This window comes from Citrobacter sp. S46_ASV_140 (assembly GCF_018919545.1).
Lineage (GTDB): Bacteria > Pseudomonadota > Gammaproteobacteria > Enterobacterales > Enterobacteriaceae > Citrobacter > Citrobacter braakii.
In genome coordinates, this window is sequence record NZ_JAHLRC010000001.1 from 1 (window position 1) to 19,681 (window position 19,681).

The following is a 19,681-nucleotide window of genomic DNA, read 5'->3' on the forward strand; positions in this document are numbered from 1 at the left end:
ATCACCCCCTTATTAATGGTAGGCGGGGCGTTCCTCTGTTTTGAAGGTGTAGAAAAAGTTCTCCATACCCTGGAAGCGCGTAAGCACAAAGAGACCTCAGAAGAGCGTCAGCAGCGTCTGACATCTTTGGCAGCGCAGGATCCACTCACCTTTGAGAAAGATAAAATCAAAGGGGCGATACGAACCGACTTTATTTTATCTGCTGAGATTGTCGCGATTACGCTGGGGATTGTAGCGGATGCGCCATTGTTGAATCAGGTGTTGGTGTTATCTGGCATCGCGTTAGTGGTGACTGTGGGAGTCTACGGCCTGGTCGGGATTATCGTTAAGCTCGATGATATCGGATACTGGTTGGCTGAAAAGCGCAGTACGCTGGCCCAGTCGCTGGGTAAAGGATTGCTGGTCGTTGCTCCCTGGCTTATGAAAACACTTTCCGTGGTCGGCACGCTGGCGATGTTTTTGGTTGGCGGCGGAATTGTGGTGCACGGAATAACACCGCTGCATCATGCGATTGAACATTTTGCCCAACAGCAAAGTGCATTGATTGCGCTGATGCTTCCGACCCTGCTGAATCTGGTGCTCGGATTTATCATTGGCGCAATAGTGGTGCTGCTGGTGAAAACCGTCGCCAGAGTGCGCGGAGTTTCGCACTAATTGTCGCAGGGTTGATTACGCAAAACCCTTCTTTGTCGTCTAAGGTGTAAAGGTTTCTCTTGATACAGGAGGCAGGTATGGTCTTTTCTGTCAGTGAGGAAGTCACCTCCAAAGAGGGTGGCCCACGCATGATCGTTACCGGGTATGCCAGCGGAATGGTGGAGTGTCGCTGGTACGACGGCTTTGGCGTCAAACGGGAAGCATTCCGTGAAGATGAACTGGTGCCGGGCGAGCGAAGAAAGCTCTGCCAGGATGCCTGAACACCTAGGGTGCGCGTAACCGGGTGATCTTTCAATCATTAGTTATATTTATCATTTTAGTGAGAATTATTTACTTGTCAGGCAAAAAAATTGCAGATAAGGTTTGTTTCACATCAGATTTCCTGGTGTAACGAATTTTCAAGTGCTTCTTGCATAAGCAAGCTTGATCCCGACCCGATAAGGGCCGGGATTTTTTTCGCCCTCAGTCAGCGATTGATCTCCGACACGCTAAAATCATGGATATCAAGCTCGAACGCGTCGGCCAGTTCATGCCACGTGTGGTAATCACGTCCGTCGACGCTGACGCGTTCAGGGTCATCCTGACTGCGATGAATTTCACTCTCGCAGATTTCGTTGATTGCCTTCAGTAGCGCGTCCACATCGACGCTGACTTCACGTTTGGCCGTATCGCTGTACTCTTTCGCGGTTTTCATCCTCATACCTCTCAACCGTTAAGGATACCGGGGGAGCGCATCCAAACATCAGATACGCACAACTTAAGTATAGACCGTCGATAAAACCCGCAATCGCGCGAGCCGGGCGCTGCCAGAAAAAGGAAATTGTTCTACACTGGCACAAAGCCACAGGAGGAAAACTATGAAGGTGAATGATCGGGTCACAGTCAAAACGGACGGCGGTCCTCGTCGACCGGGCGTGGTACTGGCTATCGAAGAGTTTAGTGAAGGCACCATGTACCTGGTTTCGCTGGAAGACTACCCGCTCGGTATCTGGTTCTTTAATGAGTCAGGTCATCAGGATGGTATCTTCGTGGAAAAAGTAGAATAAGGTGAGTTTTGCTGCATAATCCTGACTGGTGGATTCGCCACCAGTCAGAACGTGTTAGCGCGTATTCACAAAGATACCATTGGTAACGTTATCGGTGAGTCTCACAACGTGATAGATAACTTGCTTATTATGCGTCTTTATCTTTCGTTTTATATTCCCCTTATGGGATGACACGGTCTTGGCTTTGATATTCATTTGGTCGGATATCTGTATTGTGCCCTGACCCTCCATCCACATGCGTAGCATGCTGGACTCGGTACGGCTCAATGATAATGTCGGCAGATTCACATCAATGACAAAATCTACTTCTTTTTTCAGAATATCGCCAAGGAGTTCATCCAGTGAATCTGGTTTAATCGACTTAGAACTAATCAATAAATTTTTTCTGACTAATAGATACTCATCAAAATGCACGTTGGCAATTGCCATAAACACAATAAATAATGTGCCAGGATGCTGATTAATGATTTGCTTTATTTGCTGGCTATTAGCAGGATCGTGGATAAAGCAGTCCTCATTAATAAACACCACAGCGGGCTGTTGAGAGACACAGGCGAGACTGAGCTCCTCAACGTTGGAAATGTTGTTGATTTCCCTTTTCTTCACCCCCCGACTTACCAGATATCCGGTCAACCCTAGCCGGGTGTAACTGCACAAATCCATAATAATCGTTGACATGGCATACCCTCACTCAATGCGTAACGATAATTCCCCTTACCTGATTATTTTCATCACAACTAAACGGAATAATAACGACCCAAGATGACGCTTTCGCTGTTTTTCAGGCGAAATTACTATCCCGTAAAGTTGCGTATAATTTGCCAGGAAACATCTTAAAGTAAAGTAAATGTTGCGTTATGTGAGTGAGTCAATAATAAATAAACCGCGACAGAGATATCCTGGTGGATGTTGTCGCTTTTTAAATTTAGGACAATCCTTAGTAAAACAGGATAAAAATTAAGGGTTATTATTTTCCGGGCATTTCGCTGACAATATCAGCCAACAAATTAAAAATTTCGCTGAATAATCGCTCGCAGAATGGCGCAATTAATGGCATCAGGGCCGCCATTAATGAAATACCCACGGCAAGGGTGAGTGGAAAACCGATAACGAAAATCGACAGTTGAGGAGCCATGCGATTCAACAGACCGAGTGCGAGGTTTAGGGTGAGTAGCAGCGTCATTATCGGCAGGGCCAACATTAGCCCGTTGAGGAAAATCAGGCTACCCGCCCGCGCCAGCGCGAGAAACGCATTGCTGTTCACCGGATTGCCGCCGATTGGCAAGGTATGAAATGTATCCACCAACAGCGAAATAAGCCACAAATGGCCGTTAAAAGTCAGGAATAACAGCATGGCGAGCATGTCGATCAGTCTCGCCAGTACCGGCATATTCAGACGGCTGCCGGGATCAAAGAAGGTTGCGAAGGAGAGACCCATTTGCAGACCAATTAATTCCCCGGCGGTACGTACTGCCGCGAAGGCAAACTGCATAGTGAAGCCCAGAGCGATGCCGATCAGGATTTGTTGCATTGCCTGCCATAGCGCCCCGATAGAAAAGATAGGGACGTCTACCGGGGGAATCGACGGAGCGATAACGACGGTTATCATTAACCCCAGCCCCAGTTTTACTCGTTTGGGGATCGCGCGCTCGCTGAGAATTGGAGCCGTTGAGATGAGCGCCAGGATGCGCAGCAAAGGCCAGAAGTAAAGATTCAGCCAGTGAAGCCACTCAACGCTGGTCACCTGCAGCATAATGTCATCTATCCGATGATGTAGGGGATATTGCTGAACAGCGTACGCACGTAGTCGAGCAGCAGGTTAAGCATCCACGGGCCGGCAACAATGATGGCAATAAAAACCGCGACAATTTTGGGAATGAAGGACAGCGTCATTTCGTTTATCTGGGTCGCCGCCTGCAAAATACTGATGATAAGACCTGTGACGAGGGCGACCAACAGCAAAGGCGCGGCAAGGGCCAGGGCGACTTTCATCGCCTCTGTGCCCATCATCATGACCGATTCAGGTGTCATTTCGCGCCTCTAACTGTAAAAGCTTTGAGCTAGCGAGCCGACAAGCAACTGCCAACCGTCTACCAACACAAACAGCATCAGCTTGAACGGTAGCGCGATCGTGGCCGGGGGGACCATCATCATCCCGAGCGCCATCAGCACGCTGGCGATGACCAGGTCGATAATCAGAAACGGAATAAAAATGGTAAACCCTATCTGGAATGCCGTTTTCAGCTCGCTGGTGACATAGGCTGGAAGCAAAATCCGCATCGGTACGGCTTCTGGTCCCTGTAGGGGACCGCTGTTTGCTAAGCGCGCGAAGAGTGCCAGATCGGCTTCACGGGTCTGGCGCAGCATAAACTCGCGCAGCGGCTGTGCGCCTTTCTCCATGGCTTCCTGCATAGAGATTTTCTCTTCGCTGAACGGCTGATATGCGTCAACGTAGATTTTGTCGATTACCGGCGACATGATGAAAAAGGTCAAAAATAGCGCCAGGCCCAGTAGCACCTGGTTCGGGGGGGCCGAAGGGGTTCCCAGCGCATTTCGTAACAGACCGAAAACGATGATGATGCGGGTGAAGCTGGTCATCATCAATAAAATGGCGGGCAGGAACGTCAGCGAGGTGATAAACACCAGCGTTTGCACGGGCAAAGACCAGCTTTGTCCGCCGCCAGGCAGCGGCTGGCTAACCAGACCCGGGAGCTGGGCGAGGGCTACTGGGCTGAAAAGCCATAAGCCTGCCAGCGTGATGGATAACAAACGGCGCATCAGGATCTCCCGGGACGCTTAAGCAAACTCTTCATCATGGCCTGGAAATCCGCGGGGGAGGCCGGTTTTTCTTCTGCATCAGCAGGCACCGGGGGCAGGGTGTGCAGCACGTTAATTTGCGAGGCCGTGACGCCCAGTACCAGGCGCGCATCTTCAACCTCAACAATCACCACGCGCTCACGTGGACCCAGAGAGGTACTTGCCGCAACTTTCAGTCCGCGCGTACCGGCGCTTTTTGGGGCAAACCCCATACGCTTAATCACCCAGGCTGCAGCCAGGATCAATACGATGATCCCAAGCAGCGCGCCGCTTACCTGAACCAGCGGTGAGCCGGGTACGGCGGCTGGCTGAGAAACTGTAGCCTGGGTATTCATGATTAACGGCTCAGACGGCGCATGCGTTCAGATGGGGTAATAATGTCGGTGATACGTACGCCGTATTTGTCTGCGACAACCACCACTTCACCCTGGGCAATCAGGTAACCGTTGATCAGGATATCCAGCGGCTCGCCCGCCAGACCATCCAACGCGACGACCGAACCCTGCGTCAGACGCAGCAGCTCTTTGATGGTCATGCGGGTTCGGCCCAATTCGACGGTCAGTTTGACCGGAATGTCCATGATCAGGTCGATGTCTTGCAAGGCACCGCTGACGTCGCCGCCACCTAACTGCTGGAATACCGCATCGGCCGCACTTTTGGTGGGCGTGGTTTTTTGCTCGTTTAACGCGTCAGCCCACAGATCGTCCAATGCACCAGTGTTCTCATCGGACGGATTATTCATATCACTCATTTGGGCTGTTCCTCATTCAGCGAATTCAAAATCGGGTTTATCAGATGTTCTACGCGTAACGCATACTGACCGTTCACCGTGCCATACTGGCTGGTCAGTACAGGCACGCCGTCCACATGAGCAATAATGCGGTCGGGTTTTTCAATCGGCAGTACATCGCCGGGTTTCAGTTTTAAAATCTGGGATAGCCGCAGCGGAATGTCAGCAAAGTTTGCCACCAGCTCCAGCTCAGAATGCTGAACCTGACGCACCAGATTATTGCGCCAGTTCTGATCTTCATTACGTGAGTTTTCCAGCGGCGGGTTCACCAGCAGCTCACGCAACGGTTCAATCATGCTGAATGGCAGACAGATGTTAAATTCACCGGTCAGGTTGCCAATTTCAACGTGGAATGGGGTATTGACCACGATGTCGTTAGGAGACGTGGTGATATTGGTAAATTTCACCTGCATCTCAGAACGAACGTATTCCACTTCCAGTGGATTGATGGCCTTCCACGCGTCGCTGTAGCTTTCCAGCGCCAGCTTCAGCATGCGGTTGATAACGCGCTGTTCGGTATGGGTAAATTCACGGCCTTCCACTTTCGTCGGGAAGCGGCCATCACCGCCGAACAGGTTATCGACGGCGATAAATACCAGACTCGGTGAGAACACCACCAGACCCGTACCGCGCAGCGGCTTCAGGTGGATTAAGTTCAGGTTGGTGGGAACCGGTAAGTTGCGCGCAAACTCGTGGTATGGCTGGATACGGATCGCACCCACGGTAATATCCGGGCTACGGCGCAACAGGTTAAATAACCCCATACGGAACTGGCGCGCGAAGCGTTCGTTAATGATCTCCAGCGCCTGTAAACGCTCACGTACCACGCGGCGCTGGGTGTTGGGATCGTAAGGACGAATATCGCTTTCTTTTGCGATACCGGAAATGGGTTCGTCTTTAGTTTCGCTATCGCCATTAAGCAATGCGTCGATTTCAGCCTGAGAAAGAATACTGTCGCCCATGTCTTTACCGCAGAATAAAAGCTGTATAAAGAACGTCGGTGACAACCTGTTTGGGTTGTCCAACAACGAGCGGAGTCGCGAGCGTCTCTTTGATGGCGGCAATGAGCTGTTGCTTACCTTCTTCGGTGGCGAGCGTAGCCGCGTTCTGACGAGAGAACAGCAGCAGCAAGCGGCTGCGCACTTCCGGCAGATATTCGTTAAGACGTGAACGCGTTGCCTCGTCTTTCATGCGCAGCGTGATACCGATATACAGTACACGGTCCGCATCACCCAGATTGACGGTAAAGGTATCCAGCGCAAAGAATACCGGGGCTGGCGGTGGAGCCGGTTCCGCTTTGACGCTGGCGGACGGCTGCTGCTGCATGCGCCAGTAGCTATAACCCGCAGTTGCGCAGGCGGCGAGGGTAATCAATACCAGCAGAGGGATCCAAATAGCGCGTTTACTTTTTTTGTTAATCGCGGAGTCAGTCATCAGATACGGGCTTCCTGTTTCGGTACAGCTTATGGGCTGATTATCCCGTGTCCTGTCCACGACAAAGCGTGGAAAAGACGCGGATAATCATGCTACCTCTGGCGTTAGGCGAAGATGTCTACTGCTCCATCACCGCGTGCTGCGGCTTGCAGTGAGGCTGGGGCTGCCAGTACGGCGTCATCTTCAGCGGCAAAAATGTCTTGTCCCTGAGCGCGACCCGCCTGCTGTTGCTGCCCGGAAGACTGCTGATTACCGGCAAAGCTTTCACTACTGATACTGCTTTGTCCAAGCTGGATACCGCTTTCAGCCAACTGCGTACGCAGCATCGGTAATGCAGCTTCCAGCGCTGCGCGCACGTGACTGTGTGGCGATACCATTTGCAACTGCGCGAGGTTGTCATCCAGCTTGAGGGAAATGTGCACCTGGCCCAGATCCTGTGGATGCAGACGCAGTTCTGCGCTTTGCTGGCCCTGGCGAGTAAACAGGGTGACGTGCTGGCTCAGTGATTGCTGCCATTCCTGGCTACCCAATGGCGCGCTTAACACAGGTGCGGCGGTCGGTAACGGCTGAGCGTGGGACTGCGGGCCACTTAACGGCGCCGTCGTCATGCCAATGCTGGTCGGCGAAGGGGAGCTTTCAATTTTCGCTCTGGTCGTCGCCGCTGCCGTCAACGGGGTTAATGTCGGATTGTTTGTCTGATCTACGCTGCTGGCAGGCGTTGCAATATCCGCTTTGCCTTTTTTGGCATCACCTGGCAGCAATTCGCCAGCATTATCGGCGATAGCGCTGTGTACCGAGCCTCGTGACAACGCCGAAAGCGTTGCATCAACGGGGGCTGGCGCGCTGTCGACGGCAGGCGTGGTCTGCGGTTGTCCTGGCAGCATGGCGAACAACGCGCTCAGGTTGGCGAGATCCTCATCGCTCATTGCGGTGTTTTTTTCATCCTGCTGAGCGACTTTGCCCAGAGTCGTCAGGGCATTAACTTTCAGTGAGGGCGTGAGGGCAGACAAAAGTTGCTGAGCGTCTGTCATGTCGACAAGAGAAGCATCAGTGTGCATCTCTTTTTGCGCCAGTAGTTCGGTCAACTTGAGCGACGGTGCTGAATCGCCATTTTTTTGCAATAACCCTTTTTGCAGTTTGCTACCGGCCGCCTGTAAGTCGGCAAACGACAGCGGGGCGTCTTTACCCTGCGCGTTGTCCGCACCTAATGCACCCGCCAGCAGCGCTAAAAAATCCTCGGGTGAATCAACCGCTTTGCCTGACTGAAGACCTGCGGCTACGTCGGTGTCGGTGGTAATCAGTTGGGGTAAAGTAATCATTCGGGTTTCCTCATAGCTGCGCGCTGAGCAAATTCATCCATTTTTTTCTGATCCAGGCGGTTTTCGGCCAGTAACGCCGCCGAGGTTTGTCTGTCCTGCAGAGTCTGCCACGCCTGTAAACGTTGTTTTTTGTCGCGCCAACTGTTCAATGCCTGGTCTACTTTCTGCGTCCACTGATTGAGCTGTTGGCGGTGTTGCTCAATCGCTTTTTCCAGCGTCTGAATAAATTGTTGGTAATTGATCCAGCGATTACTGGTAATACCCTGACCCATGTCACTGTTCAGATTGTTGCGGTACTCATGCTGATAATCGATCAGCATTTTCAACTGCTCTTCCGCCTGCTGACAGCCACGACGCATCTCTCCCAATAAGACAGCGGCGTCATCTACCTCTTTTTCAGCCAGGTCTTTCAGTGTGGCTAATGCACCATGTTGTGCCATGACCTATGCTCTCCTGCTTACTCACACACCAGGGAAAATCAGTTCTAACGCGTGCAGAGAATCTTCCCAGTCCGCTCGTTCAAAAATGCCTTGCTGTAAGAATGCTTCCAGTTGTGGCCATAGGGCGATGGCTTTATCCAGCATGGGATCGCTGCCTTTGGCATACGCCCCCACGCTGACCAGATCGCGGTTGCGCTGGAAGCTGGATAGCAGCTGTTTAAAGTTACGTACCCGCGCATAGTGTTGTTCACTAATGAGCGCGGTCATGGCGCGGCTGATCGAAGCTTCAATATCGATGGCCGGATAGTGACCCGCTTCGGCCAGATGACGGGACAGCACAATGTGGCCGTCCAGAATCGCGCGCGCGGAATCCGCAATGGGGTCCTGCTGGTCGTCACCTTCGGTCAGTACCGTGTAAAACGCGGTAACGGAACCGCCGCCGTGAATACCGTTCCCGGCACGTTCGACCAGCGCCGGTAATTTGGCGAATACTGAGGGGGGATAACCTTTCGTTGCCGGCGGCTCTCCGATCGCCAGCGCGATCTCACGTTGTGCCATCGCGTAGCGGGTGAGGGAATCCATAATCAGCAATACGTGCTGTCCACGATCGCGAAAATCTTCGGCGATACGCGTGGCATAGGCCGCGCCTTGCATACGTAACAGCGGCGAGACATCTGCGGGAGCAGCAATCACCACCGAGCGTGCACGACCGTCGGTACCGAGGATATTTTCAATAAAATCTTTAACTTCGCGGCCACGTTCGCCAATCAGACCTACGACGATAACATCGGCCTGGGTATAGCGCGCCATCATGCCGAGCAGAACGCTTTTACCGACACCGGAGCCAGCGAAAAGTCCCATACGCTGACCGCGACCGACGGTTAACAACGCGTTGATGGGGCGTACGCCGGTATCCAGGACGTGTTCAATCGCGGTGCGTTGTAGCGGGTTAAACGGCGGCGTAATCAGCGCCCCGGTTTCGGTGGTATCCGGGGCGGGCAGACCGTCGAGCGGTTTTCCGCTACCGTCAAGCACACGACCCAGCAATGCAGGGCCAAGCGGTAATTGCTTCCCGCTTTGCAGACCTTCTCCGGCAATGTTTTTTGCGTACACGCGTGCGCCGGGCAGAACGCCTTCAACCTCTTCGAGGGGCATCAGAAACAGACGCTGACCGTTAAAGCCCACGACTTCACTTTCGACCTCCTGGGTTTCGTTGCCGTCCTGGCGTTCAATAACGCAGGTGGCGCCCAGCGGCAACTGTAATCCCGTGGCCTCCAACACCAGCCCAGTGGCGCGGGTCAGGCGACCGTAACGGCGCACCGCAGGCAGCAGCGACATTTTCTCTTCGAAGCTGTCCAGCGTGTTGAGCCAGCGAGTCAGGCGAGTGGTCATTACACGACTCCCGGCGCTGCCAGACGGCAGAGTTCTTGCCAGCGCGTGGCGACGCTGGCATCCAGATCGCCTTCATCGGCAGAGACTTTACAGCCGCCGTGATGCAGCGTCGGATCGCCGCGCAGCCGCCAGCCGTGCAGGCTGAGGGTCGCACCGAGCATCTCCTCTACACGCTGGAGATCGTCCGGATGTACGCGTAGCTGCGGTTTACCGCTAAACAGCGGTTCTTGCTGTAACAGCTGTTGGATTTGTTTAATCAGCGCAGCGTTATCCACAATAGGCGTCTGGCCAATAACCTGACGCGCAGCTTCCAGCGCCATTTGCATCAGACGCGAGGCAATGACGCTGTCCAGCGCGTCCAGCGTATTCTGAAACTCGCTCACCAGTTGCTGCATGCGGGCATGGATCGGCGCATGCTGAGCGCGCGCCTGGTTCTGGCCTTGCTCCAGCCCCTGACTCAGGCCTTCCTGATAACCTTGTTCGTGGCCTTTTTGTCGACCTTCCGCCAGACCCGCGTTATAACCTTGCTCATGGGCCTGCAGTTGCAGCTGTGCGAGTTGCTGTTCAAGCTGTTGCTCTGCGGAAAGCTCTGGTTCTTCTGTTTCTTCTGACAGCGGGGTTTCGCTGTGGTCAGCCAGGACGAACTCCGCCATCGGTGGGGCGAGGTCGTCCGGGGTCCAGACTTTCCACGGCAGTTCGTTAGACATAGGTATCCTCGCCGCTGCCTATCACCATCTCGCCGGTTTCCGCCAGACGACGCACAATAAGCAGAATGGCTTTCTGTTCGTTTTCCACCTGCGACAAACGCACCGGACCGCGGTTGGCGAGGTCGTCGCGCAGAATATCGGCAGCACGTTGCGACATGTTGCGCAGGAACTTCTCGCGCAGCGGCTGTTCGGCACCTTTCAAGGCAATCAGCAACGATTCGGAATCCACTTCCTGCAGCAGGCGCTGGATACTGCGATCGTCGACATCCACCAGGTTCTCGAACAGGAACATCTCGTCGATAATTTTCTGCGCCAGCTCGCCGTCGAATTCGCGTACGGCGGTAATAACCGCTTCTTCCTGCTGGGTTTTCATCAGGTTGATAATTTCTGCCGCCGTTCTCACGCCGCCCATTTTGCTGCGCTTGAGGTTCTGGCCATCGAGCAGGCCGTTGAGAACCTCGGTCAGTTCTGCCAGCGCGGCAGGCTGTACGCCGCCAAAAGTGGCGATACGCAGCATCACGTCGTGACGTAAACGCTCGTCGAACAGTGCCAGAATATCGGCAGCCTGGCCCCGCTTGAGGTGCACCAGAATGGTGGCGATAATCTGCGGATGCTCGTCGCGGATAAGGTCGGCGGCGCTTTGCGGCTCCATAAAGTTAAGCGTTTCAATGCCGCTGGTGGTATCGCGGGTTTCCAGAATATCTTCCAGCAGACTGGAGGCACGTTCTTCGCCCAGCGCTTTCACCAGCACGGAGCGCAGATATTCGTTGGCGTTGATATTCAGCGCGGCAAACTGTTCGGCTTCTTGTTCAAATTCCGCCAGCACTTCCGTCAACTGCTTGTTGGAAATCTGGCGTACATTCGCCATCGCCGTACTGAGCGCCTGAACTTCGCGCGTGGAAAGGTGCTTAAACACCTCCGCCGCGCGATCTTCGCCAATGGTCATCAGCAGGATGACGCTTTTATCGGTACCGGTAAGATTACTCATGATCGTTGCTCATCCACTGGCGAATGACCAGCGCCACGACGCGCGGATCGTTATCTGACATTTCACGAATACGCTGACTCATGACTTCTGCTCCCAGACGCTGATTAGTACGACGCTGCTGGGTTTGTTCGTCTTTGCTGAGGCGAACTTCTACCGCTTCTTCGGTTTCCTGACGGACACGCGTTTGTTCTTGTACGGCTTTCGCTTCTTCGCTGCGACGGACCAACTGCGGACGAACGGCTTTCCGCCACAGGATCCACGCCACCAACAGAACCAGCAACCAACGACCTGCGGACATTAACTGATCAATAAAGAACGGCTGTTTCCAGAACGGTAGCTCGCCTATGGAATCGTCGGTCGCCGTGAAGGGAGAGTTCACCACGTTCAGGGTATCGCCACGCTTGTCGGAGAATCCCATCGCTTCGCGGGTTAGATCCTCAATCTGTTTCATCTGCTCGGTGGTTAACGGCAACGGTTTGCCGTCTGGTAACGTTTTGTAGTTGACCACGACAGCCACCGAGAGACGCTGCACATCGCCAACGTTCATTTTGGTATGGCGAATGGTGCGGTCAACTTCATAGTTGCTGGTTTCATTGCGCTGAGTATTGCGCGGGCCGGCATTATTACTGTTATTCGCCGTCTGTGCGTTTTGCGTATTTTGCGCGTTTTGCTGATTAGCGGGTGGGTTGGCGATTGGCGCAGTATTTGCCGGAGCGGGCTGATTTGACAACGCGCCCGGGACGCCGCCTGGTGCTCCGCTACCGACCTGCTCACTGACGTTCAACTGACGAGAACGCAGCACGGCCTGGGACTCATCACCGTTTGGACGGTACTGTTCTTCGGTTTGCTCTTTGTTGGCAAAATCCAGCTGCGCGGTGACCTGCGCATGTACGTTACCGTTGCCGACAATCGGCGACAGAATTGATTCGATACGGCGCTGAACGCGGCCTTCGACGTCGCTGGCGTATTTCAGCTGCGCATCGTTAAGATCGCGGCTACTGGTATTCGACTGGGTTAACAGATGACCCGCCTGGTCGACCAGCGTAACGTTGCCCGGCGGCAAGCCTGCAACAGCGCTGGAAACCAGATGCGTGACCGCACTGATCTGACCTTCATCCAGCGCGCGACCCGGTTCCAGGTTGACGGTGACGGAGGCTGAAGGCGCTTTTTGCTCACGCACAAACAGCGACGGTTTCGGCATAGCCAGATGCACGCGGGCGCGTTTTACCGGTCCCAACGTTTCAATCGTACGGGCTAATTCACCTTCCAGCGCGCGCTGGTAGTTGACCTGCTCGCTAAACTGGCTGATACCAAACTTTTCCTGATCCAGCAGTTCAAAACCCACCGCGCCGCCTTTGGGCAGACCTTGCTGCGCCAGGCGTAAACGCAGTTCGTGGACTTTATCGGCAGGAACTTCAATGGCGCCGCTTCCCTCAGTAAAACGGTAGGGAACGTTCATCTGCGTCAGTTGGGTGACGATCGCGCCACCATCCTGATCGGAAAGATTGCTGAACAGCGTGCGGTAGTCAGGTGCTTTGGCCCACAGGACCATCGCCACGATGATCGCGACGGCAGCAGCTCCCGCCACAATCAGAGGAATTCTGGGATTCGCGCGCAGGCGGTTTAACCACTCGAGAGGTTTAAGCTGGGTTGCAGTCGATGCTGTCGCACTCATCTCGCACCTCGTAGCTTATCGTGGACGGCGTTTTTTGCAAAGTGGAACAAGACTCACTCCCGGGTCAGCAAACTCGAAAAATTGACGGTCTCATTATTTGCGGTTTCGAATTTTTCTATGCGTTAAAAACCGTGGTTTTTTATCGTTATTTAACGCCTTTATCTTATTGACTAACTGGTAATCTCAACTACGTAAAAAATTATCCAGGGGATCAGAATGTCGGCAATACAGGGGATTGAAGGGGTCATCAGCCAGCTACAGACCACGGCGATGTCAGCAAAAATGCAGGATATGCAGCCACAACCGACCGTGAGCTTTGCCGGTCAACTGCATGCGGCGTTAGACAGGATCAGCGATGTACAAACCGCGTCCCGTGTGCAGGCTGAGAAATTTACCCTCGGTGAACCGGGTATTGCGCTGAACGATGTGATGACCGATATGCAAAAAGCGTCGGTATCGATGCAGATGGGGATCCAGGTGCGCAACAAACTGGTGTCGGCGTATCAGGAAGTGATGTCGATGCAGGTGTAGCAAGCCGAACATTCTCCCGCTGCGTCGGGCAACGGGAGAATCGCATTACTTCTGAATTAAATAACGAATCGTTGGACCATCCTGCTGAATATCCAGCACCGTATAGCCGTGATTACGCGCATCCAGTGGAATATTGTTGATTGACTGCGGGCAATCGCTCACCACTTCCAGAATCTCACCTTTCTTCAATTGCGGCATCGCTTCCAGTGTGGCGACAGCCGGATACGGACACGGCTCGCCGACCATATCGAGGCGATAATCAGGCACGATATTTTTCATACAGACTCCTTGGCAGGCGTCAGCCCAGCGCGACGGAAGAAGCGTTTTTCCCAGCCGATGATGAGCATCAGCGCGGTAAATAACAGCAGATAGGTTACCAGCAGGCCACCGAGCGGGCCGAAGGTGTTGAGCAGATTCACTTTGTCCCAATTGGTGGCAAGCGCGGGAGCAAAATCATCCCAGTAGTAGGCCAGAATGGTCGAGCCAATAACGTTGCCCAGACCCACCCACCAGTAATGCACCTGGCCTTCAACGGCGCGGTACATCCAGCCCGTTTCACACCCGCCCGCCAGAACAATGCCGAAGCCGAACAGCAAGCCGCCGATCACCGCATTCGGACCTGCCCACATGATTTTAGGCTCGACGCCCAGTTGTACGTAGCTAAAGATACCGATGGCGCTGACCGCCATCCCGAAGATGATCGCTTTCGCCATATGGGTGCGACCGGAAATCCACAGGTCGCGGAAGGCGGAGGTGAAGCAGATTTGCGCCCGTTCAATCAGCAGCCCGAACCCAACGCCGAACAGCATGGCCAAACCAAGTTTGGGCTTATCCATCGCAGTGAGTAGCGCCCAGCCGATCATGGCGATAAACACCAGCATGCCGAGGCGGAAACGGCGACGGGCCTGATCTGGCTTTTGCGTTAACGGAGAAGCGGCGGAGACTTTCTGCATTTTAACCGGAATACGAAACATCGGCAGCAGGGTAAAGCGTGCGCCAAACCATGAGCCAATAGCCGTTGCCAGGGCGAAAAACCAGGCGTGTAGCGAGAACTGTGGAATACCGGTGAAGAATGCGGCCAGGTTACAGCCCATTGCCAGCCGGGCGCCGAATCCGGCAATCATCCCGCCGACAATCGCCTGCATAATGCGCACCCGACTGCGCGGCATGCGTAATTTGACGTTGTTTGCCCACAATGCGGCAGCAAAACAGCCCCCGAACATACCGAGGATCATCATGCCGTCAATGCGGGTCAGGGGTGAGCCTTCGAGATGGATCAGCTTGTAGTATCCCCATTCTTCGGCGTGAACGCCAAACAGTTGCAGGATTTGACCACCCCAGCGAGTGAATTCGCCGGTAACGGCCCAGAAGGTTCCCGTAATGCCGAAATAGTAGGTAGAGAGAATACCCGCTGCGATGACCGCAGGGGCGGGGGCCCAAAATTTAATTAACCAGGCCTGTTTGAAGTGTTGCCATGACATGCGTTGTGCCTCTGAACTCAGAAGGTATGTAACAAGAAGTGTGGATACTACACCGATCAGAATTTTTGACTATGAGTAATAAGAGGTAACACCGTCTGGATCAATCTTTCTCAACCCTGCCGAAAGGCTGGCGACATCAGGCCTTTAATGCCACAATCCCATTTTCTTCGCATGCAGGATGAATGATGAAAAAATTAGCAATCGTTGCTGTATTTCTGGCGCTTACCGGATGCGCCGAAGTAGAAAATTATAACGACGTGGTGAAAACGCCAGCGCCAGCCGGTCTGGAAGGATACTGGCAGTCAAAAGGTCCGCAACGCAGTCTGGTGAGCCCGGAAGCGATTGCCAGCCTGGTGGTAACAAAAGAGGGCGACACGCTGGATTGTCGCCAGTGGCAGCGAGTGATCGCGCTGCCGGGGAAACTGACGATGATCTCTGGCGATCTCACCAACGTGACGGTGAAACGCGAGCTGTATGAGATTGAGCGTGAAGGCAATACGCTGGAATATGACGGTATGACGCTGCAGCGGGTCGACCGCCCGACGCAGGAATGTGCTGACGCGTTAAAGAAAACGCCGCTGGCCACGCCACTGCCATAAGCTATACGCCCCGGTAGCCAACGGCCACCGGGGTTGAATTTTATAACACGTCTTCAATCACCCACACGCTGACGCTACCGCCGTTACAATAAAACGTCGCTTCACCGTTTTCATCGGTGACTACGCTTTCTTCGCGATTTCCCAGATAGTCGCGCCAGGTTTTATTCCCGTAATTCGCACCGAGATTGATGGTCTTTTCCCCGTCATCGCCGTTAGACAAAACAACCACACAGCCGGGATCCTCGTCCGTTCCGCTGCGGCTAAAAGCGATACAGTTAGGGTGATCGAAAAAGAGCGTCTGTACCCCGTGCGCGAAGCGCTGGCGCGCGAGGATCAGTTCATCAAGCTGTTCAATGATCGGCATGTCGATAGGATAGGTTTCGCCATCTCCCCCGGTGTCTTCGTAATGCGCCCCGTAGAGGTCAGGATAAAACACTGACGGCACGCCGTTTTCGCGCAACAGGATCAGCGCATAGGCCAGCGGCTTAAACCACGGCTCGACAGGGGCTTCCAGCGCCTGCAAGGGCTGAGTGTCGTGATTGGCGACCAGCGTGACGGCATGAAACGGATCGGCTTCCACCAGGGTGTCGGTGAAAATCTGACTCATGTCGTAATCGCGTCCCTGACGAGAGGCCTCGTGGAATTTCATCTGCAAAGGGGCGTCGAATAGCATGGTTTTCCCCTCCACCTGATTAATGTAGGTTTGCAGCTTGTCGACTTCATGCGACCAGTATTCCGCGACGATAAACAGCGGCTTGGGGGCGACTTCCTGCACATGCTCAATCCACTCTTTATAAAACCATGCCGGAATATGTTTCACGGCATCTAACCGAAAGCCGTCACACTGGGTTTGCTCCATCACCCAACGCGCCCAGTATTTGATCTCTTCGGTGACCGCGTGATTGCGAAAATCGATGTTTTCGCCCATCAGATAATCAAAATTACCCAACTCATCATCAACCTGATCGTTCCAGCCTTCGCCGGTGTAGTCGTTCACGATTTTAAAAATGCCGTCTTCGGTTGGATTTTCGATATGGTCAATACCGCTGAAGCATTTAAAATCCCAAATGAATTGCGAGTACTGGCCTGCGCGGGCAGGGAAGGTGTAGCGCGTCCAGCCTTCGCATTCGACGATCTCATCGTCTATTTGCGTGCGATCCTCGGCGTTAACCCGCTGGACACGAATATTCTCTTTCTCATCTGCGCCCATTTTGTGGTTAACCACCACGTCGAGCAGTACGGCAATATCATTGTGTTTTAGCGCGTCTATCGCCGCCAGCAGCTGGTTTTTATCGCCATATTTGGTAGCGATGGTTCCCTTTTGGTCGAATTCGCCCAGATCAAACAGATCGTAGGAGTCGTAGCCAACGGAATAGCCGCCGGATGCGCCTTTATAAGCGGGAGGTAACCACACCATATTGATGCCGATGTCATTGAGTCCACCTGCGCGTTCGGCAAGTTCGGGCCAGAGTTGACCGCCCTCGGGGTAATACCAGTGAAAATACTGCAATAACGTGGGATTTTTCATCTTCCGTGCTCCAGAAGTCGTTTGGCCGACCTCTGGAGTATGGAAGATTATTCAGACGAGACGGGAAATTATTGTGGGGCAGTGGGGGCGTCGGGAACTAACAGCATGCCGGAAAGACGGCCATAAGCGTTATTTAGCGTCTTTTGGCGCGTCGACTGACCGATGAGATTGCTGAGTTCATCCAGACGCTGCTGCAACAATGTTTTGAGCAGTTGTTCGTTGTCCAGCGTCTGTTTAATGTACCCAGCCACTAAATCCTGAATACTTCGCGTAATGCCTGGTGGAGTTTGCTCTTCCATGACCACTTCAATACTTTGCAGATAGGTAACTTCCTGTTCCAGTAAAAGGTCCCATTCACCGCGCTGCGCCAGTTCCAGCAGCGAGTGACTGAGTAGCGCGATGCGCTGCCAACGGTTGATAAACTCCACGGCTGAGGTCATTAACGAGACTCCTGGGACGACGCGTTCGGTGAGATCTGTTTCCAGGCATCCGCAATGTTGCCGAGTAACCCTTCGACTTCTTCAATGGCTTGACAATCATTATTCAGATTAGCGTGCAGTAAGCGGCGAACCATATAGTCATACAATGAAGAGAGATGGGTGGCGAGTTCTCCCCCTTTTTCGTGGTCCAGGCCGGCTTTCAGGCCATTATCAATAATATTGATGGCTTTACTTAACGCTTCACCTTTGGCGACGATATCACCCTGCTGCATAAACAGGCGAGCGCGCACCAGGGCGCTGTTCGCACCATCAAACAACATTTCAATCAGCTGATGTGGATTGGCGCTCATTACGGCGCTTTCCACGCTGACCTGTGCATAGGCTTTGGTACCGCTCGCGGTATACATGCTTACCTCGTGTTATCAGGAATTATTCATCGCTGAAAATTGTTGACCCAAATACGTACTGGTGCTGTTCAGCTTACTCATCATGGAATCCAGTTGGGTAAACTGGGCTTTATAACGAGCAACGACTTCATCAATACTGTTGCTGACGGTCAGATACTGTTTAGTCAGCAGCTTTAGGTTGGCGTTAATATTGTCTTGCGCATTATCGATAATGCCGTCATCGGCCAGATAGCTTTTTACTTCGGTGGCAATCTTAGTGGTAATACCGGTCTCTTTGCCATCGCCAACCAGCAGTTCGCGAGTGGCAGCGGTATTATCTTTCAGTGCCTTAGCCAGCTTTTCTTCATCGATTTTTAACTTGCCGGTACCACCGTCCTGTGTAATGCCAATCTCAGACATGGTTTTAAACGGGGATTCGCTGCCGCTGTTAGCAAATGGCGCACGAATGCCGTTTTGAATGGTACGGAGAACGCTATCGCCCAGCAACGCGCCGTTATCGGCGCTGGCCGCTTCACCCGGTTCAACTTCTTTATATTTCGTCAGCGTGCCAAAGGTATCCACCAGTGAGTTATAGGCTTCTACCCAGGCCTTGATCGCCGTAGTGGCCTTTTCATCACTTTTTGTTACCGTGATAGACGCATCTTTTACTTCTTTGGTCAGCTGGAGCGTGATGCCCTGTGGAGCGTCAGTTACGGTATTGCTTTGACGTTCAATATCAATGCCGTTGACCGTCAATTGCGCATTTTGCGCCCCGACCAGCTGTTTCATTTTCCCGCTGCCGGCTTTGCTGTCATAGGACAGTAAATCGCTCAGTTTTGCGTCGTTGGACACCGAGATGGTCATTTCACTTTCAGTGCCGCTTTCTGCGGTTAACACCAACTGGTAGTCGTCTTCTTTAACCTTCACCAGACTTGCGGAAATACCGCTGTCGGCATCATTTATGGCATCGCGAATATCTTCCAGTGAGGTTTCGCCTTTGCCTAATTTGATTTCCAGTGGCTCTTTACGGCCCGGTTGCGAAATCGTAATCGTACGTTCATCGACGCTGGTATCGCCCAACTGCTCTTTAGTCGAGGTAATTTTCGCCGTAGTCGATAATGACTGTGCCTGCGCCAGTTGAGTGACGCTGACGGTGTATTTCCCTGGAGCAGCGCCCGCGGTGGTGCTGACTTTTAAATCTTCTGTGCTGCTGGTGGCAGTGGTGCTTTTAAACAGATCGGCATTGTTCAGTGCGGTATTCGCAGTCTGAAATTTTTCTAATGCACTTTTTAGCGTGCCATACGCGGTCAGACGCGAGGTGTTAGCGCTCTGCTGCTGAGTAATCGGCGTTAAACGCTTTTTCTCAGCAGTGGTTAAGTTTGTCAGCAATGTATCCAGCGGTAAGTTCGAACCAACGCCCAGTGATGTAAATGAAGGCATGCCTAATTCCTTGT

Annotated in this window: 26 protein-coding genes; 5 read left to right on the plus strand and 21 right to left on the minus strand. The window is 53.2% G+C overall.

The window, feature by feature from the left end:
• A partial coding sequence (locus tag KQJ19_RS00005) for a DUF808 family protein (RefSeq protein ID WP_216403202.1) occupies positions 1 to 654 on the plus strand: 654 nt, incomplete at its 5' end.
• 77 nt (positions 655 to 731) lie between these two features.
• Complete coding sequence (locus tag KQJ19_RS00010; protein WP_016153498.1) at positions 732 to 914, plus strand: DUF2158 domain-containing protein; 183 nt, start codon at positions 732 to 734, stop codon at positions 912 to 914.
• A 206-nt stretch (positions 915 to 1,120) separates the two neighbouring features.
• On the opposite strand, the gene yodD is transcribed toward KQJ19_RS00010, so the two are convergent.
• On the minus strand, positions 1,121 to 1,348 hold the full coding sequence (yodD, locus tag KQJ19_RS00015; protein WP_003030417.1) for a YodD family peroxide/acid resistance protein: 228 nt from the start codon (positions 1,346 to 1,348) through the stop codon (positions 1,121 to 1,123).
• Positions 1,349 to 1,511: 163 nt separating this feature from the next.
• Here yodD and dsrB point away from each other — a divergent pair, with 163 nt between their 5' ends.
• The gene (dsrB, locus tag KQJ19_RS00020; protein ID WP_003030419.1) at positions 1,512 to 1,700 is read left to right on the plus strand and encodes a protein DsrB; all 189 of its coding nucleotides are present in this window, start codon (positions 1,512 to 1,514) and stop codon (positions 1,698 to 1,700) included.
• A 54-nt stretch (positions 1,701 to 1,754) separates the two neighbouring features.
• On the opposite strand, the gene rcsA is transcribed toward dsrB, so the two are convergent.
• The 14 genes from rcsA to fliF all read right to left on the minus strand — a co-directional run bounded on the left by rcsA (position 1,755) and on the right by fliF (position 13,262).
• On the minus strand, positions 1,755 to 2,378 hold the full coding sequence (gene rcsA, locus KQJ19_RS00025) for a transcriptional regulator RcsA (protein WP_016153497.1): 624 nt from the start codon (positions 2,376 to 2,378) through the stop codon (positions 1,755 to 1,757).
• A gap of 289 nt (positions 2,379 to 2,667) precedes the next feature.
• The gene (gene fliR / locus KQJ19_RS00030) at positions 2,668 to 3,453 is read right to left on the minus strand and encodes a flagellar biosynthetic protein FliR (protein ID WP_019077076.1); all 786 of its coding nucleotides are present in this window, start codon (positions 3,451 to 3,453) and stop codon (positions 2,668 to 2,670) included.
• A gap of 8 nt (positions 3,454 to 3,461) precedes the next feature.
• Complete coding sequence (gene fliQ / locus KQJ19_RS00035) at positions 3,462 to 3,731, minus strand: flagellar biosynthesis protein FliQ (RefSeq protein ID WP_003030425.1); 270 nt, start codon at positions 3,729 to 3,731, stop codon at positions 3,462 to 3,464.
• Positions 3,732 to 3,740: 9 nt separating this feature from the next.
• Positions 3,741 to 4,478, minus strand: a complete 738-nt coding sequence (gene fliP, locus KQJ19_RS00040) for a flagellar type III secretion system pore protein FliP (protein ID WP_006684053.1) — start codon at positions 4,476 to 4,478, stop codon at positions 3,741 to 3,743.
• Entirely contained in the window at positions 4,478 to 4,855 is a 378-nt protein-coding gene (fliO, locus tag KQJ19_RS00045; protein WP_103766440.1) for a flagellar biosynthetic protein FliO, read from the minus strand. The genes fliP and fliO overlap by 1 nt, the downstream gene beginning before the upstream one ends.
• Entirely contained in the window at positions 4,855 to 5,268 is a 414-nt protein-coding gene (fliN, locus tag KQJ19_RS00050; RefSeq protein WP_003030433.1) for a flagellar motor switch protein FliN, read from the minus strand. The genes fliO and fliN overlap by 1 nt, the downstream gene beginning before the upstream one ends.
• Entirely contained in the window at positions 5,265 to 6,269 is a 1,005-nt protein-coding gene (fliM, locus tag KQJ19_RS00055; protein ID WP_003030434.1) for a flagellar motor switch protein FliM, read from the minus strand. Before fliM ends, fliN begins: the two co-directional genes overlap by 4 nt.
• Positions 6,270 to 6,273: 4 nt before the next feature.
• Entirely contained in the window at positions 6,274 to 6,741 is a 468-nt protein-coding gene (gene fliL, locus KQJ19_RS00060) for a flagellar basal body-associated protein FliL (RefSeq protein ID WP_016153493.1), read from the minus strand.
• A 104-nt stretch (positions 6,742 to 6,845) separates the two neighbouring features.
• Entirely contained in the window at positions 6,846 to 8,060 is a 1,215-nt protein-coding gene (fliK, locus tag KQJ19_RS00065) for a flagellar hook length control protein FliK (protein ID WP_216403203.1), read from the minus strand.
• A complete protein-coding gene (gene fliJ / locus KQJ19_RS00070) occupies positions 8,057 to 8,500 on the minus strand; it encodes a flagellar export protein FliJ (protein ID WP_016153491.1) in 444 nt (147 codons plus the stop codon). Before fliJ ends, fliK begins: the two co-directional genes overlap by 4 nt.
• A 21-nt stretch (positions 8,501 to 8,521) precedes the next feature.
• Positions 8,522 to 9,892, minus strand: coding sequence for a flagellar protein export ATPase FliI (gene fliI / locus KQJ19_RS00075; protein WP_016153490.1), 1,371 nt, complete (start codon positions 9,890 to 9,892; stop codon positions 8,522 to 8,524).
• Positions 9,892 to 10,599 (minus strand): flagellar assembly protein FliH, encoded by a 708-nt coding sequence (gene fliH / locus KQJ19_RS00080; protein ID WP_046274966.1) that lies wholly within the window; start codon positions 10,597 to 10,599, stop codon positions 9,892 to 9,894. Before fliH ends, fliI begins: the two co-directional genes overlap by 1 nt.
• On the minus strand, positions 10,592 to 11,587 hold the full coding sequence (gene fliG / locus KQJ19_RS00085) for a flagellar motor switch protein FliG (RefSeq protein WP_016153488.1): 996 nt from the start codon (positions 11,585 to 11,587) through the stop codon (positions 10,592 to 10,594). Before fliG ends, fliH begins: the two co-directional genes overlap by 8 nt.
• Entirely contained in the window at positions 11,580 to 13,262 is a 1,683-nt protein-coding gene (gene fliF / locus KQJ19_RS00090) for a flagellar basal-body MS-ring/collar protein FliF (protein ID WP_153690261.1), read from the minus strand. The genes fliG and fliF overlap by 8 nt, the downstream gene beginning before the upstream one ends.
• Before the next feature lie 216 nt (positions 13,263 to 13,478).
• Between fliF and fliE the strand changes: the two genes are divergently transcribed.
• Positions 13,479 to 13,793, plus strand: a complete 315-nt coding sequence (gene fliE / locus KQJ19_RS00095; protein WP_016153486.1) for a flagellar hook-basal body complex protein FliE — start codon at positions 13,479 to 13,481, stop codon at positions 13,791 to 13,793.
• A 45-nt stretch (positions 13,794 to 13,838) separates the two neighbouring features.
• Here fliE and yedF read toward each other — a convergent pair whose 3' ends face one another.
• Together yedF and yedE are read right to left on the minus strand one after the other, a co-directional pair.
• A complete protein-coding gene (yedF, locus tag KQJ19_RS00100; protein WP_000790504.1) occupies positions 13,839 to 14,072 on the minus strand; it encodes a sulfurtransferase-like selenium metabolism protein YedF in 234 nt (77 codons plus the stop codon).
• On the minus strand, positions 14,069 to 15,331 hold the full coding sequence (yedE, locus tag KQJ19_RS00105; protein WP_323667576.1) for a selenium metabolism membrane protein YedE/FdhT: 1,263 nt from the start codon (positions 15,329 to 15,331) through the stop codon (positions 14,069 to 14,071). The genes yedF and yedE overlap by 4 nt, the downstream gene beginning before the upstream one ends.
• Positions 15,332 to 15,459: 128 nt before the next feature.
• On the opposite strand from yedE, the gene yedD reads away from it, so the two are divergent.
• Complete coding sequence (gene yedD, locus KQJ19_RS00110; RefSeq protein ID WP_016153484.1) at positions 15,460 to 15,873, plus strand: lipoprotein YedD; 414 nt, start codon at positions 15,460 to 15,462, stop codon at positions 15,871 to 15,873.
• Between the two features lie 40 nt (positions 15,874 to 15,913).
• Here yedD and amyA read toward each other — a convergent pair whose 3' ends face one another.
• From amyA to fliD, 4 genes are all read right to left on the minus strand, one after another.
• A complete protein-coding gene (amyA, locus tag KQJ19_RS00115) occupies positions 15,914 to 17,401 on the minus strand; it encodes an alpha-amylase (RefSeq protein ID WP_016156839.1) in 1,488 nt (495 codons plus the stop codon).
• A 68-nt stretch (positions 17,402 to 17,469) separates the two neighbouring features.
• Positions 17,470 to 17,841, minus strand: a complete 372-nt coding sequence (gene fliT / locus KQJ19_RS00120) for a flagella biosynthesis regulatory protein FliT (RefSeq protein WP_003030458.1) — start codon at positions 17,839 to 17,841, stop codon at positions 17,470 to 17,472.
• Entirely contained in the window at positions 17,841 to 18,248 is a 408-nt protein-coding gene (gene fliS, locus KQJ19_RS00125) for a flagellar export chaperone FliS (RefSeq protein ID WP_043016778.1), read from the minus strand. The genes fliT and fliS overlap by 1 nt, the downstream gene beginning before the upstream one ends.
• Before the next feature lie 15 nt (positions 18,249 to 18,263).
• Positions 18,264 to 19,667, minus strand: a complete 1,404-nt coding sequence (gene fliD / locus KQJ19_RS00130; protein WP_043016777.1) for a flagellar filament capping protein FliD — start codon at positions 19,665 to 19,667, stop codon at positions 18,264 to 18,266.
• Positions 19,668 to 19,681 lie beyond the last annotated feature (14 nt).